The organism is Mucilaginibacter sp. P4_G9, from assembly GCF_056400985.1.
In genome coordinates, this window is the sequence record NZ_JBFUKF010000149.1 from 1 (window position 1) to 12349 (window position 12349).

General features: G+C 45.3%; 11 protein-coding genes. 6 read left to right on the forward strand and 5 right to left on the reverse strand.

The genetic code is table 11. From position 1 onward, the window contains the following. On the forward strand, positions 1-1034 hold a 1034-nt coding region (locus tag AC1DPZ_RS14030; RefSeq protein WP_477404345.1), incomplete at its 5' end, for an ATP-binding protein. 114 nt (positions 1035-1148) lie between these two features. On the opposite strand, the gene AC1DPZ_RS14035 is transcribed toward AC1DPZ_RS14030, so the two are convergent. The 3 genes from AC1DPZ_RS14035 to AC1DPZ_RS14045 all read right to left on the reverse strand — a co-directional run bounded on the left by AC1DPZ_RS14035 (position 1149) and on the right by AC1DPZ_RS14045 (position 3004). Beyond that, the gene (locus AC1DPZ_RS14035; protein WP_477404347.1) at positions 1149-1448 is read right to left on the reverse strand and encodes a hypothetical protein; all 300 of its coding nucleotides are present in this window, start codon (positions 1446-1448) and stop codon (positions 1149-1151) included. A 93-nt stretch (positions 1449-1541) separates the two neighbouring features. After that, the gene (locus AC1DPZ_RS14040) at positions 1542-2258 is read right to left on the reverse strand and encodes a pirin family protein (RefSeq protein WP_477404349.1); all 717 of its coding nucleotides are present in this window, start codon (positions 2256-2258) and stop codon (positions 1542-1544) included. Positions 2259-2431: 173 nt separating this feature from the next. Beyond that, positions 2432-3004: a Crp/Fnr family transcriptional regulator gene (locus AC1DPZ_RS14045; protein ID WP_477404351.1), complete on the reverse strand. Its 573-nt coding sequence runs from the start codon at positions 3002-3004 to the stop codon at positions 2432-2434. Between the two features lie 381 nt (positions 3005-3385). Between AC1DPZ_RS14045 and AC1DPZ_RS14050 the strand changes: the two genes are divergently transcribed. From AC1DPZ_RS14050 to AC1DPZ_RS14070, 5 genes are read left to right on the forward strand one after another with little or no spacing between them, the layout of a single operon-like run. After that, positions 3386-4570, forward strand: coding sequence for a glycoside hydrolase family 172 protein (locus AC1DPZ_RS14050; RefSeq protein ID WP_477404353.1), 1185 nt, complete (start codon positions 3386-3388; stop codon positions 4568-4570). After that, positions 4570-5430: a fumarylacetoacetate hydrolase family protein gene (locus AC1DPZ_RS14055; protein WP_477404355.1), complete on the forward strand. Its 861-nt coding sequence runs from the start codon at positions 4570-4572 to the stop codon at positions 5428-5430. Before AC1DPZ_RS14050 ends, AC1DPZ_RS14055 begins: the two co-directional genes overlap by 1 nt. A 4-nt stretch (positions 5431-5434) precedes the next feature. After that, a complete protein-coding gene (locus AC1DPZ_RS14060) occupies positions 5435-6646 on the forward strand; it encodes a DUF6786 family protein (RefSeq protein ID WP_477404357.1) in 1212 nt (403 codons plus the stop codon). A 30-nt stretch (positions 6647-6676) separates the two neighbouring features. Further along, positions 6677-7957, forward strand: a complete 1281-nt coding sequence (gene fucP, locus AC1DPZ_RS14065) for an L-fucose:H+ symporter permease (protein ID WP_477404359.1) — start codon at positions 6677-6679, stop codon at positions 7955-7957. Between the two features lie 31 nt (positions 7958-7988). Then, the gene (locus tag AC1DPZ_RS14070) at positions 7989-8777 is read left to right on the forward strand and encodes an L-fucose dehydrogenase (RefSeq protein WP_477404361.1); all 789 of its coding nucleotides are present in this window, start codon (positions 7989-7991) and stop codon (positions 8775-8777) included. Positions 8778-9196: 419 nt separating this feature from the next. Here AC1DPZ_RS14070 and AC1DPZ_RS14075 read toward each other — a convergent pair whose 3' ends face one another. Together AC1DPZ_RS14075 and AC1DPZ_RS14080 are read right to left on the reverse strand one after the other, a co-directional pair. After that, complete coding sequence (locus AC1DPZ_RS14075) at positions 9197-9973, reverse strand: GLPGLI family protein (RefSeq protein ID WP_477404363.1); 777 nt, start codon at positions 9971-9973, stop codon at positions 9197-9199. A gap of 5 nt (positions 9974-9978) precedes the next feature. Further along, positions 9979-12349, reverse strand: a 2371-nt coding sequence (locus AC1DPZ_RS14080) for an outer membrane beta-barrel family protein (RefSeq protein WP_477404365.1), incomplete at its 5' end; no start/stop codon positions are given.

A 12349-nucleotide genomic window follows, 5' to 3' on the forward strand; every position in this document is an offset into this window, starting at 1 on the left:
GCGAAACCCGGTTTCGCAAGATGATGCAAACCATTCCGCAGATAGCCTGGACAAATACTGCTGATGGCGAGGTTGACTTTTACAATCAGCAATGGTTTAATTATACCGGCCTTACCATTAAACAATCCAAAAACCAGGGTTGGCGCGAAGTGATCCACCTGGACGATCTCGCCCACAACCTGCAACGTTTCCAGGCCATACTTGATAGTAAGGAGGCCSGGGAGTACGAGATCCGCGAAAAACGCTTTGACGGCGAATACCGCTGGCACCTCATCAGGATGGCTCCCTTAAAAGACAACCGGGGCCAGGTGCAACTGTGGGTAGGTACCGCTACCGACATCCAGGAGATTAAGCAGCTGCAACAGCAAAAGGACGACTTTATAAACATTGCAAGCCACGAGCTTAAAACACCCTTAACCAGCCTTAAATCGTCTATGCAGATCATCTACTCGATGAAAAATAAGCTGTCGCCCGAAAAGCTGGACGACCTTATAAGCCGGGCCAACAAAAGTGTTAATAAAGTAACCTATTTAATTGAAGACCTCCTGTATATAGGTAAATTGAACCAGGGCCAGGCTGATCTGGATAAAACGCCTATCACGCTTTCGCGCATTATTAAGGATAGCAACAACCATATCAAAGTTGCCGGAATTTATAAAGTGATCACTACCGGCGATATGGAACTGCAGGTAGTAGCTGATGCCAGGCGTATTGAACAGGTTGTGGTAAATTTTGTTAATAATGCCATAAAGTATGCTCCCGATTCCAAAGAGATTAATATCAGCATAGCACAAGACAAAGGCATGGCCCGGGTGTCGGTAACGGATAAGGGCCCCGGCATATCATCCGAGAAGATCCCCTTCGTGTTCGACCGTTATTTTAGGGGGCACAGTAACGCCAGCCAGTACTCCGGCCTGGGGATAGGCCTTTACATCAGTGCCGAGATCATTAAAAAACACGATGGGAGCGTTGGCGCCGAAAGTACATTAGGCGAAGGAAGTACTTTTTGGTTTACGTTGCCGCTGCAGGCATAACAAGACTATCCGCTTGCAATTATTGCTGTTAATCAACATACTTTCAGTGGAATAAGAAATCTCCATTTAGTTATACCTATTGGGTAAGCTGGTGATACAATAAAACAGGAACGTCTACTTCAGGGCCTCGTAGATCTCCGCTGCCAATAAACCGCTGCCGCCGCCATAGTGCTGCACAATCCTTATTTCGGGATTGCAATTACGGAAATAAGCGCACAGCTGGTCTTCTGATTCCGGTTCGATACCGCCGCCAAGCAGTACCAGTGTAAATGCCTGCTCATCGAAAGCCCGGGTGGCTTCATCATCAGTTTGGCAGCCGGTAGCCATCCAGTCGGGGTTGTTGTTTACCAGCCTTACTACAGTTGCCAGTATTTCGGGATGGCGACCGATGACTAATATTTTTGTTTGTTCCATTTGCTATTTCTATAGTCGTCATTAAGATGACTTAGGTTTTTATTGTATTTCCCATCTATCATCTGCGCATCTGCATATCTGAAATCTGCACATTTATATGCTCATCGGCACATCCATCAATAAAAACTCAGCATCGGAGGTTGCGCTGATGGTGAACTTATCGGCATCCCAGATACCTAAAGCATCGCGGGTGCTTACAGTTTGGCCATTGATCTCTACTTCGCCGCTTAGAATGAAGGCATAAACACCATTGCCGGGTTTGTGGATGGTGTAATCAACGGTTACCCCTTTATCAAACTTACCCAGGTTAAACCATGCATCCTGGTGGATCCATACGCCCGCATCATCCGGATTTGGCGATAATACCTGCTGCAGTTTGTTATAACGGTCGGCAAGGTCAAGAGTGATCTGATCGTACCGTGGTTCAACGTTACGTTTGTTGGGGTATAACCAGATCTGCAAAAATTTTACGCGTTTATCCTTATCCTGGTTGTATTCGCTGTGGTAAATACCGGTACCGGCGCTCATTGCCTGTATATCGCCATTTTTAATTACGGCGGTATTATTCATGCTGTCTTTGTGTTCCAGGCCACCTTCCAGGGGAATGCTGATGATCTCCATATTATCATGCGGGTGTTTGCCAAAGCCCATGCCTGCATCTACAGTATCATCGTTTAAAACACGCAATGCGCCAAAACTCATCCTATCGGGATTGTAATAACTGCCGAAGCTGAAAGAGTGATAACTGCTTAACCAGCCATGGTTTGCATGGCCCCGTGTTTTGGCCTTATGTAATATGGTTTGTGCCATGATGTTTTTAGTTTTTGTTGGTATAAAGGTACTACAGGCATTGGGAAAGGAAGTTAATGTAGGTTAAGAATTAACACTAATTCCACAAATTAATACGAATTTCACAAATCATGGCGGAGACTAATCTCATCACTTATTTGTCAGGGTTCGTGAAATTCGCCTTAATTGTGCAATTAGTGTCTATTTTTCATCCTGCTAAAAAACTCAGGGGTAACCCCTATATACGATGCTATTTGCTTTTGGGGCAGGGTGTAAATCAGCGTTGGGTAACGTTTGCAAAAGTTGTTGTAACGATCTTCGGCGGTAAGACTGAGACCATCTATGAGGCGCTGCTGACTGGCTACCAGCGAGTTTTCTACCAGTACCCTGAAAAAGTGCTCGAATTTGGGGATCTGCTGGTATAGTTTTTCCTGGTTGGTTTTGCTAAGCAGCAGTACCTGGGTATCTTCCAGCGCCTCGATGTTAAGGATCCCGGGCTTTTGGCTGATGAGGCTGTACATATCAGCCATCCACCAATCTGGCGGGGCAAAGCTCAACACGTGCTCAATGCCGTTTTTATCAACAGTAAACCCGCGCAGGCAGCCCGAAGTTACAAATGCCGAATGTTTGCAGATATCGCCATCGCTAAGCCAAAATTGTTTGCGCTTAATGGTTTGGGGCTTAAGCATGGCCGTAAAAATGGCCTGCTCCTCGTTGGTGAGGTGGATATGTTTGGCAACGTTATTAAGGATGAGTGTAAACGGCATATACAAAAATGTGTTTTTTTAGGCTGATCGCGGTATGTAACACTAATATTATTATTGGGGTTGAGGTTTCTCCTGTTGATAAATGTAAATTAGCTTTTGTAAGAAAAGGATAGCCCCACCTAAATCCTCCCGGGAGGGAGGGACTTAAAAACTTACAATTAAAAGTCTCGCCCTACCGGCGGAGATTTAGAGGGGGCTGGCTATGCCAATGCTAAAATCCTTGTATGTTATGCTGATAAAGCAGGATATATTAAACGGAAATTATTTTTATGATTGTGACCGGCTTTAACTTATTGTGCATGAAGCAGGCCTTACAGCAAATAAACAGGTATTGCATTTACCAATTAATGCAATATTGATTTTTACTAACAGATAACCTATATGTTAAAAATTAAAAGTAATGTTTTTTTATTAAGCTGCATGTCTGTTTTGCTCGTATCATCTGCCGCGTTTGCACAAAAGAAATTTAATGGATTGGACGTTGGCCTGGGCAACCTTTACCGCACCAGCGACGCCAAAACACGATCGATAAGTCCGGAGAATTTTACGGGCGAGAAGGGTAAGGGCGGCATGGCCACCACCGGCACAGGCAGCAATGCCTCGCGCGATCTGGGCCAAACCTGGAAGGTAAGCCCAAGCGTAGTGATCAAAAAACATACAACCTTCACCATTGCCGAAATTAATGAGAGCGGCGCTATACAGCATATCTGGATGACACCTACCGGCAACTGGCGCTACAGCATCCTGCGTTTTTACTGGGACGATGAAACCACACCTTCGGTTGAAGTGCCGGTAGGCGATTTCTTTTGCATGGGTTGGGGTAAATATTCGCCACTGTCGTCATTGGCGGTGGCGGTGAACCCGGGCAGCGCGTTTAATTGTTACTGGCCTATGCCCTTCCGTAAAAAATGCCGCATCACCATGGAGAATATCGACGATAACGATATGGTGCTGTATTACCAGGTGGATTATACATTGACAGACATCCCCGATGATGCCGGTTATTTTCATGCGCAGTTTCGCCGCACCAACCCACTGCCTTACAAAAAAGATTATGTTTTGGTAGATAGCATTGTGGGCAAGGGGCAGTATGTGGGTACTTACCTGGCCTATGGCAGCAACAAAAATGGCTGGTGGGGCGAGGGCGAGATCAAGTTTTTTATGGATGGCGATACCAAATTCCCTACCATAAACGGCACCGGAACGGAGGATTATTTCTGCGGATCATATGATTTTGATACCCGCCACAAGGATGCCAACGGCAAAGAGCAAGACCATACCGAATACACCGAATTTAACACCCCCTACAGCGGCCTGCCGCAGGTGATCCGCGGCGACGGGCATTATAACATAGCCCAACGTTTCGGCTTATACCGCTGGCATATTGTTGACCCCATCCGCTTTGAAAAAAGCCTGAAGGTTACCATACAGGCCCTGGGCTGGCGGCACGACGGGCGGTACATGCCTTTGCAGGATGATATTGCCTCAACCGTGTTCTGGTACCAAACCGGAGCACATACCCCTTTTCCCAAATTACCCTCACGCGACGAACTGGAAGTAAACTGATGAAACTATATAAAACCACCAAAGGAATAATCCTGGAACATGCCGGGGCCGCCTATATTGTTGACGACCAGTGGGACGTGCTGGTTAACCGGGATAACCTGGCCGCATACCTTCAGGAGATCATAGATGATACCACTGCCCTGGGCGCCGATGTGCAGCGCGAGTTTTTAAATGGACAACTACTGCCACCCATCGGCACGCAGGAAGTTTGGGCCGCGGGAGTTACCTACCTCAAAAGCCGTGATGCCCGCATGGAGGAGTCGGAAAGTTCGGGCGGGGCAAGTTTGTATGATAAGGTTTATGATGCTCCAAGGCCCGAGTTGTTCTTTAAAGCAACAGCGCAAAGGGTTTCGGGCCATGGTGCCGAGGTTTATATCCGCAAAGATTCGGAATGGAATGTGCCCGAGCCGGAGCTGACACTGTATATTAATTCTAATGGAAATATTCAGGGCTATACCATTGGCAACGATATGAGCTCGCGGAGTATTGAGGGTGAGAATGCCTTATACCTCCCCCAGGCCAAGATTTACGAAAAAAGCGCGGCTTTAGGCCCCTGTTTATATGTAAGCTCAAACCCGATACCGGGCGAATCGGCCATAAAGCTGGTGATAAAAAGGGATGGCCTTGCTGTTTATGAGGATGAAACTACCATATCCCGCATCAAGCGTTCATCTACCGAACTGGTGGGTTATTTATACGCCGAATGTGATTTCCCGCAGGGATGCTTTTTAATGACCGGTACCTGCCTGGTGCCACCGCCAACCTTCACTTTACAAGTGGGCGATGAGGTGGTTATTACTATCGATAATATCGGCACTATGATCAATACCATCGGTATAAACCCCAAGCATAAATTGTAAAGCGATGATGACTTTAAAAATTTCTTCTTTTATGCTGATGGCTGCGGGCTTTGCATCATGTACCATGCTAATGCCGCCTGCTACCAAAGGCAGCTTTAGGTACGACCTGGAATTTTTAAAGAAACATGGCACTGTTGTGGTTTTAAAAACTAAAGACAGCAGTGCCCGCGTAATCGTGTCCCCAAAATACCAGGGCAAAGTATTTACCTCAACAGCCGATGGCTTGGATGGCAATAGCTTCGGCTGGATAAACTATAAAACCTTCGATCTTAAACAACCCGACCCGCATATGAACGCCTATGGTGGTGAAGACCGCCTGTGGCTTGGCCCCGAAGGCGGCAGGTTCTCACTGTTCTTCAAGCCGGGCGCCAAAATGGAGTTTGATAACTGGCATACACCCGCTGCAATTGATTACGAAAGCTGGGAACTCGTTTCCTCATCGGATAAAAAGGTATCCATGATTAAAGCCACGCAAATGCAAAACTACGCGGGCACACAGCTTAACATGAAACTGGAGCGGGATATCGAGATCCTGGAGCCGGAGGTGATTAACCAACTGCTGGGCATCAGTACAAATGATTCTGTAAAATCTGTAGGTTTTAGCACGGTAAACACCATCATTAACGCGGGCGATAAGGCCTGGGATAAAATAACCGGCGCCCCCTGCTTATGGAACCTGGATATGTTTAGCCCTTCGTCCAAAACGGTTATCGTAGTGCCTTATGAAGATAAAGCAAGCGGCAAAGTAGCCACCACCAATTATTTTGGCGAGATAGCCAAAGACCGGATCACTTACAGCAACGGGATCCTGCTGTTTAAGGCCGATGGTAAATCGCGCGGGAAGCTAGGTATCCCACCAAACCGCGCCAAAAACATGGCAGGCAGCTATGATGCCAGTAACAAGGTATTAACCCTAACAGTTTTTGACCTGGATAGCGGCGCCGATTACCTGAACCAGGAATGGAAACCCGATACCGCCCCCTTTACCGGCGACGCGGTGAATGCCTATAACGACGGGCCGCTGGCAGATGGCAAGCAAATGGGGCCTTTTTACGAAATTGAAAGTGTATCGCCCGCCGCGTTTTTGAAGCCCGGCGAAAAGCTAACGCACAAACACAGTGTATTTCATTTTACAGGGGATGAAAAGGCCCTGAATAGTATCGCCCTGAAAACTTTGGGCATTTCGATTAAGGATATCAAATCAGCATTAAAATAAAACCAATAAACTAATTATAAGAAAAATCCGATGGCAAAAAACAAAGACCTTTTAGCGATAACCCTTATTACTTCCCTGTTTTTTATATGGGGCTTTGCGCTAAACCTAAATCCAATATTGATACCTCACCTTAAAAAAGCCTGCCAGTTAAGCGATCTGCAATCATCATTAATTGATTCGGCATCATACATCGCCTACTTTTTGTTACCTATCCCTGCAGCCCAGTTTATGAAACGTTATGGCTATAAAGGCGGGATTTTATTAGGACTGATCCTTTTTTCGGCAGGTGCGTTTTTGTTTTACCCGGCATCCATTGTACGGAATTACGCTTTTTTCCTGGGTGCTTTGTTTGTAATATTTTCGGGGGCAGCATTTTTAGAAACCGCTGCCAATCCATACATCACAGCCATTGGCGACCCTGCCGGCGCAACCCAGCGCATTAATTTTGCACAAACATTTAATGGTTTAGCGGCTGCCCTTGCCCCGCTAATCGGCGGTATTTTTATCCTGTCGGGTAAAAACCTTACCGCTGTGCAGGAATCGGCCATGTCGCCTGGTCAGCTGAATGAATATTTAAATAAAGAAGCCTCATCGGTACAAATACCCTATATTGTTATTGCTGTGGGTGTGCTTATAGTAACTGCGCTTTTATGGCGAACCCATTTACCCGAAATTGTTGAAGAAGGAGAAGGCTCACCACTACATGAAAACCAATCATTTTTTCAACGCACAGCTGCACTTTTAAAGGAGAAGAATTTAAATTTTGGTGTAGCGGCACAATTTTTTTACGTAGGCGCACAGGCCTGCGTGGGCAGCTTTTTTATCCGTTTTTCTGAACGTGTATCAGGCATGGATGAAAAAACCGCGGCTTATTACTTAACCGCTGCCTTAATGGCCTTTTTAGCAGGCAGAGCAGTTGGCACATTTTTAATGACATTTATTAACCCGGTAAAACTGCTGGCCATTTATGGTATTACCAATGTATTGCTTATTCTGCTATCGGTATTTCTGCATGGCAAATTCCCGGTGTTTGCTTTAATCGGTGTAGAGTTTTTTATGTCGATCATGTTCCCAACCATATTTTCGTTAAGTATCCGTGGCCTGGGCACCAAAACCAAGGAAGGCTCATCACTGGTAATTATGGCTATTGTAGGCGGGGCTATTTTTCCACCTATCATGGGCAAACTGTCTGACATGACCAACATCCAGATAGCTTACCTGGTACCGGCGGCCTGCTTTTTATTCGTATTTTATTTTGCGGTTAAAAACCTGCGGGTGAAAGAGAAGGTTAGTATGGCGGTTTCCCATTAATTTGAATTGATATATTTTATAACATATAAGCATGGATTTACAACTTACAGATAAGGTAATTATAGTAACAGGCGGTGCAAAAGGCATCGGCGAAGGTATTGTTAAAGTATTGGCTGCCGAGGGCGCCATACCCATTATTGTTGGCCGCAGCGAAGCAGATAACCTTAAAGTGGTGCATAAAGTTGAAGCTGCGGGAGGCAAAGCCTTCCAGGTAGTTGCCGAGCTTACCGATCCTAAAGCCAGCGAGGCTGCTGTTAATGCAGTAGTTGCCAAATATGGCCGGATTGACGGCCTGGTGAACAACGCAGGCGTTAATGATGGTGTGGGATTGGAGAGTGGTGACTATGAGGGCTTCGCGGCATCACTGCATAAAAACCTGGTACACTACTACCTTATGGCACATTACGCGCTGCCCGAGTTAAAAAAATCAAAAGGGGCTATCCTCAATATCACCTCCAAAACTGCTGACACCGGGCAGGGCCATACATCGGGCTACGCGGCGGCAAACGGCGGGCGTAACGCGTTAACCCGCGAATGGGCGGTAGAGTTGTTAAAATACGGCATCCGTGTAAATGCGATTGTGGTGGCCGAATGCTGGACACCGCTTTACGAAAACTGGATAAAAACCCTGCCCGATCCGGCAGCCAAACTCCAGGAAATAGAAGCAAAAATACCATTAGGCAACCGCATGACCACAGCCGAAGAGCTGGCTAATACTACCGCGTTCCTGCTGTCGCCCATGTCGAGCCATACTACCGGGCAATTGATACATGTTGATGGCGGTTACGTACATTTGGATAGAGCACTGGCAAACGCGTAGGCCCCCCAGCAAATAGGTGTAGGATAGGCAAAATAGCAGACTTGAGCACATATCTAATCGTCATTGCGAGTATCCACCAGGATGATCCTGGAAAAAAAATGGGGATGACGTGTTTACTTATGCGAGTAATTGGCCCTGTCACCCTGAGCCTGTCGAAGGGTCGCGCGCAGAGGCCTTCACCCGCTATGCTTCGACAGGCTCAGCATGACAGCCCTTTTTTAACAATCACTGCATCTCACAACGAGAAGTGTATTTAAACGTATATTGAAAATCAGCGACTTACAAACACGCCATTATAAGGCACGAAGCAATCCCCGGCTTACAGAGCGCGGTTCTGTATAGTTAGGGATTGCTTCGTACCTCGCAATGACGGTCTATTTATAATTACTTCGTAAGTCTGGCTTAGGCTGGTCCTATTACTATAACGTAAATGCTTTTAAATAAGCGTTGGCATAGGTGCCCCAATCTTTCATTACATTTTTTAGGGTTGCTGTCAGTTGCTGGTTATTTACCATTTTGCCTTTTTTTGGCGGTACAAGGGACTTATCATCCACAACTACTTCATTTACCCGGGTGGCAAACCAGGTAACGTTTTCATGCGGGAGTGCCAGGCCCAATATCATCCCGGGTAAGCCGGTAAATGTTTCCGGTCCGCCGGGTACCGCAATATCGTCGGTGTAAAAAGCCACTACATAAATAGAATCCATTACCAGCGCATTGGCGCGGCGGCAGTTAAAGCCAGCTATCTCGCGGGTTTCGTTGGTTAATTTCCAGTTTATTTTACGCAAGGTATCTTTCACCAGGAAAGTTGATTCAAATACTTTTTTCTGATTGGTAGTCAAACCGGTGGTAAAATCGTCTGCAATAGTATTTACCTGGCTCACTACCGGGCTGTCGTCAAAAATACCATTRTCCGGCGCATCCGATTCAACAGGCGTATACAACGTTTTGTTATTGGCAAATGTTAGTATGCTTTTAAGCTTTTTAAATTGCGGCTGCGTTTTTTTGTAGGAGTCAAAAGCAGAGCGAAGAAAATCTTCATTGTTTTTATTGATCTGCTTTTCAAAAAAAGCGTACATGTTTACGGTTTTTTCAAACTCAATTGTGCCGTTCATGGTAAAATGCTTGTTTTGTGCAAACACTGCACTGCTGCCAAAGGCAATTATAAAGGTGGTGAGTATTATAAGGTTTTTCATGATTTTTATTTTTTAGGTGCTGCGCCACCGCCAACATGGTTAAAATCCCAGCTAAGCGATAACATAAAATATCTCTTGATAGCGGTATATCTTTCCTGCGTTAGTATTCCGGCCGACCCGCTCCTGTTGTATCCTTTATTTTGGTTAAGCAGGTCGTTGCCGCTTAAAGTTAGCTTAATACTTTCGTCCTTCATAAATGATTTGCCAATGTTGGCATTCAGCGTGGTACGCTTAAAATCTTCGGGGAACGATTGTGTTTTGGCGTTGTATTGGTATGAGCAATTACTTCCAATAGAGAATTTTGCAGGCAAATAAAAGTTAAACCCGCCGTTGGCATTAAAACCGCTGCCATTATTGTTTACGTTTGGCAAAAGTGATGATGAGTTAAGTGTATAGGCAGGACCCGCAGAAGCCCATACATTATATTTTTTTTGCACGTATTTTGACAGGTTAAAATTGGCAGAATAAGTATACGATGTTGTTTTATTGAGCTTATTGTTTGACAGGTTGTAGTAAGTGTTGCCATTAGCATCTGCGCTTACACCGGCGTTGATACCACCAACCGGAATTTTGCGGCCATAGTAAATATTGGCATCCATATTAATGGTTTGCCTGTTAAGGTTTGAGGATTGGAAAATGCTTTTACCTGTTTCGGTATCGGTAACCACATTGCTCACAATGGGGTTCATGGTGTTACTGTACGATCCGCCTATGTATAGCGATTCGTCGCTGATAACTTTATAGGAGTTATACCATAATGAAAAACGGTTGGTAAAAGATGGTTTCAGGTTAGGGTTACCCAGGGTAATATTAAGCGGATCGGTATTTACCGTTACGGGCTGAATCTGGTCGATATTTGGCTGCGAGGTATTACCGTTATAACTGATGCGGATAGATTGCTGCTGCGAAAACCGGTATTGATAGGTAGCCTGCGGAAACCAGTTTACAAAATTGCGCGTGCGCGTGTTGGCATCATTAAACAGGTCGATCTGTTTAAAATTTACTGTCGCTACTTTTGAACCAAAGTTGAAAGTGGCTTTTTTGCTTTTATAATTGAAATTTAAACCAAACTGATTGGAAAGCTGATTAAGCTTATAATCGTTACTCAGCGAATCGATCTGTACGTTATAAACGCCTGGGGCCGATTGGTTGTATGAGCGCCTGTCTGAGCTTCCGTTATTCACATTGATGCCGTAATTGATAACTGCCGAAAACTTTTTAGATAGGGGCTCGGTGTAGGTAACGGTTGAGCTTAATACATTGCTTTTAGTTTGGGTAGTTTTACGCTGATCAATAGCCTGCGTACTGGCGGCATTTCCCAATGTATCAAAAAATGTGGTGTTTGATTTTAAAAAGCCCTTCGCGTCGCTCTCGTTATAAGCCTCACTGATGTTTACAGATAACGTGCGCCCAACCTTTTTAAACTTTTTGGTGTAAAAAGCGCTTGCGTGAAATATTTTGTCGGTAATATCATTGTTTACCGTGCGGTTGTTGGAGTTTAGCTTAGTGCCGTCCTGGCGTAAGCTTGTTGCCGCGTAAGTGTTATCAACCTTGCTGTGCTTATTCGTACCGTCAACCATCAGCTTTAGATTTGATGAAGTATCAAGTTTTACCTGGTAGGTTAAATCAAGCTTTTGACGGAACATATATTTATGGAAGCTCTGGTCGGAGTTACTGTTAATAAAATTGCCCGGCAATGTGTTTTGGGTTAATGTATTTATCGTTCCGTCTACATCAATTGATCCTATTTTATAATTGGCATTAAGCGATTGTTTATCGGCATTCCATTTGGTATCATAATGTGCGCCCGCAGTACGTGCCAGTGGGATACCCTGTCCTTCAAACCGGCCGTTCCAGCTGTCAAGGTCGCTTTCGCCGCCACCTCCGCTAAAGAATAAGCCGCCATCGTCACTAAATTCCAGGCCGGTGCCGCCGTATTTATTTTCGTCTCTCCAGYCAAGGCCTATCTTACCCGTATTGCCGATAGTACCGTAAACCGAGAATTTTTGCTTGCCTTTAAAACGGTTAAACATCAGTTGTTCCTGGTAATATTTACCGGTACCCCCTTCGGCATCCAATTTGCCAAAATAGCCGTTCTTTTTATCCTCTTTAAGTTTTATGTTAATGGTTTTATTTTTAATGCCATCATCAATGCCGGTAAAAGCCGCCTGGTCGCTTTTTTTATCGTAAAGCTGTACTTTATCTACCATATCGGCACGCAGGTTTTTGGTTACCAGGGTGGGGTCGTCGCCAAAAAACTCCTCGCCATCAACCAATACTTTACTTACCGTTTGCCCCTGGGCGGTTATTTTTCCATCCTTATCAACCTGTATGCCGGGAAGCTGTTTTAAAAGATCCTCTACCTTATCATTGGGC

Coding starts and splice junctions, on each gene's coding strand:
- fucP (WP_477404359.1), top strand. CDS start 6,677: ATGGCAAAAAACAAAGACCTTTTAGCGATAACCCTTATTACTTCCCTG.
- AC1DPZ_RS14060 (WP_477404357.1), top strand. CDS start 5,435: ATGATGACTTTAAAAATTTCTTCTTTTATGCTGATGGCTGCGGGCTTT.
- AC1DPZ_RS14050 (WP_477404353.1), top strand. CDS start 3,386: ATGTTAAAAATTAAAAGTAATGTTTTTTTATTAAGCTGCATGTCTGTT.
- AC1DPZ_RS14055 (WP_477404355.1), top strand. CDS start 4,570: ATGAAACTATATAAAACCACCAAAGGAATAATCCTGGAACATGCCGGG.
- AC1DPZ_RS14040 (WP_477404349.1), bottom strand. CDS start 2,258: ATGGCACAAACCATATTACATAAGGCCAAAACACGGGGCCATGCAAAC.
- AC1DPZ_RS14045 (WP_477404351.1), bottom strand. CDS start 3,004: ATGCCGTTTACACTCATCCTTAATAACGTTGCCAAACATATCCACCTC.
- AC1DPZ_RS14035 (WP_477404347.1), bottom strand. CDS start 1,448: ATGGAACAAACAAAAATATTAGTCATCGGTCGCCATCCCGAAATACTG.
- AC1DPZ_RS14070 (WP_477404361.1), top strand. CDS start 7,989: ATGGATTTACAACTTACAGATAAGGTAATTATAGTAACAGGCGGTGCA.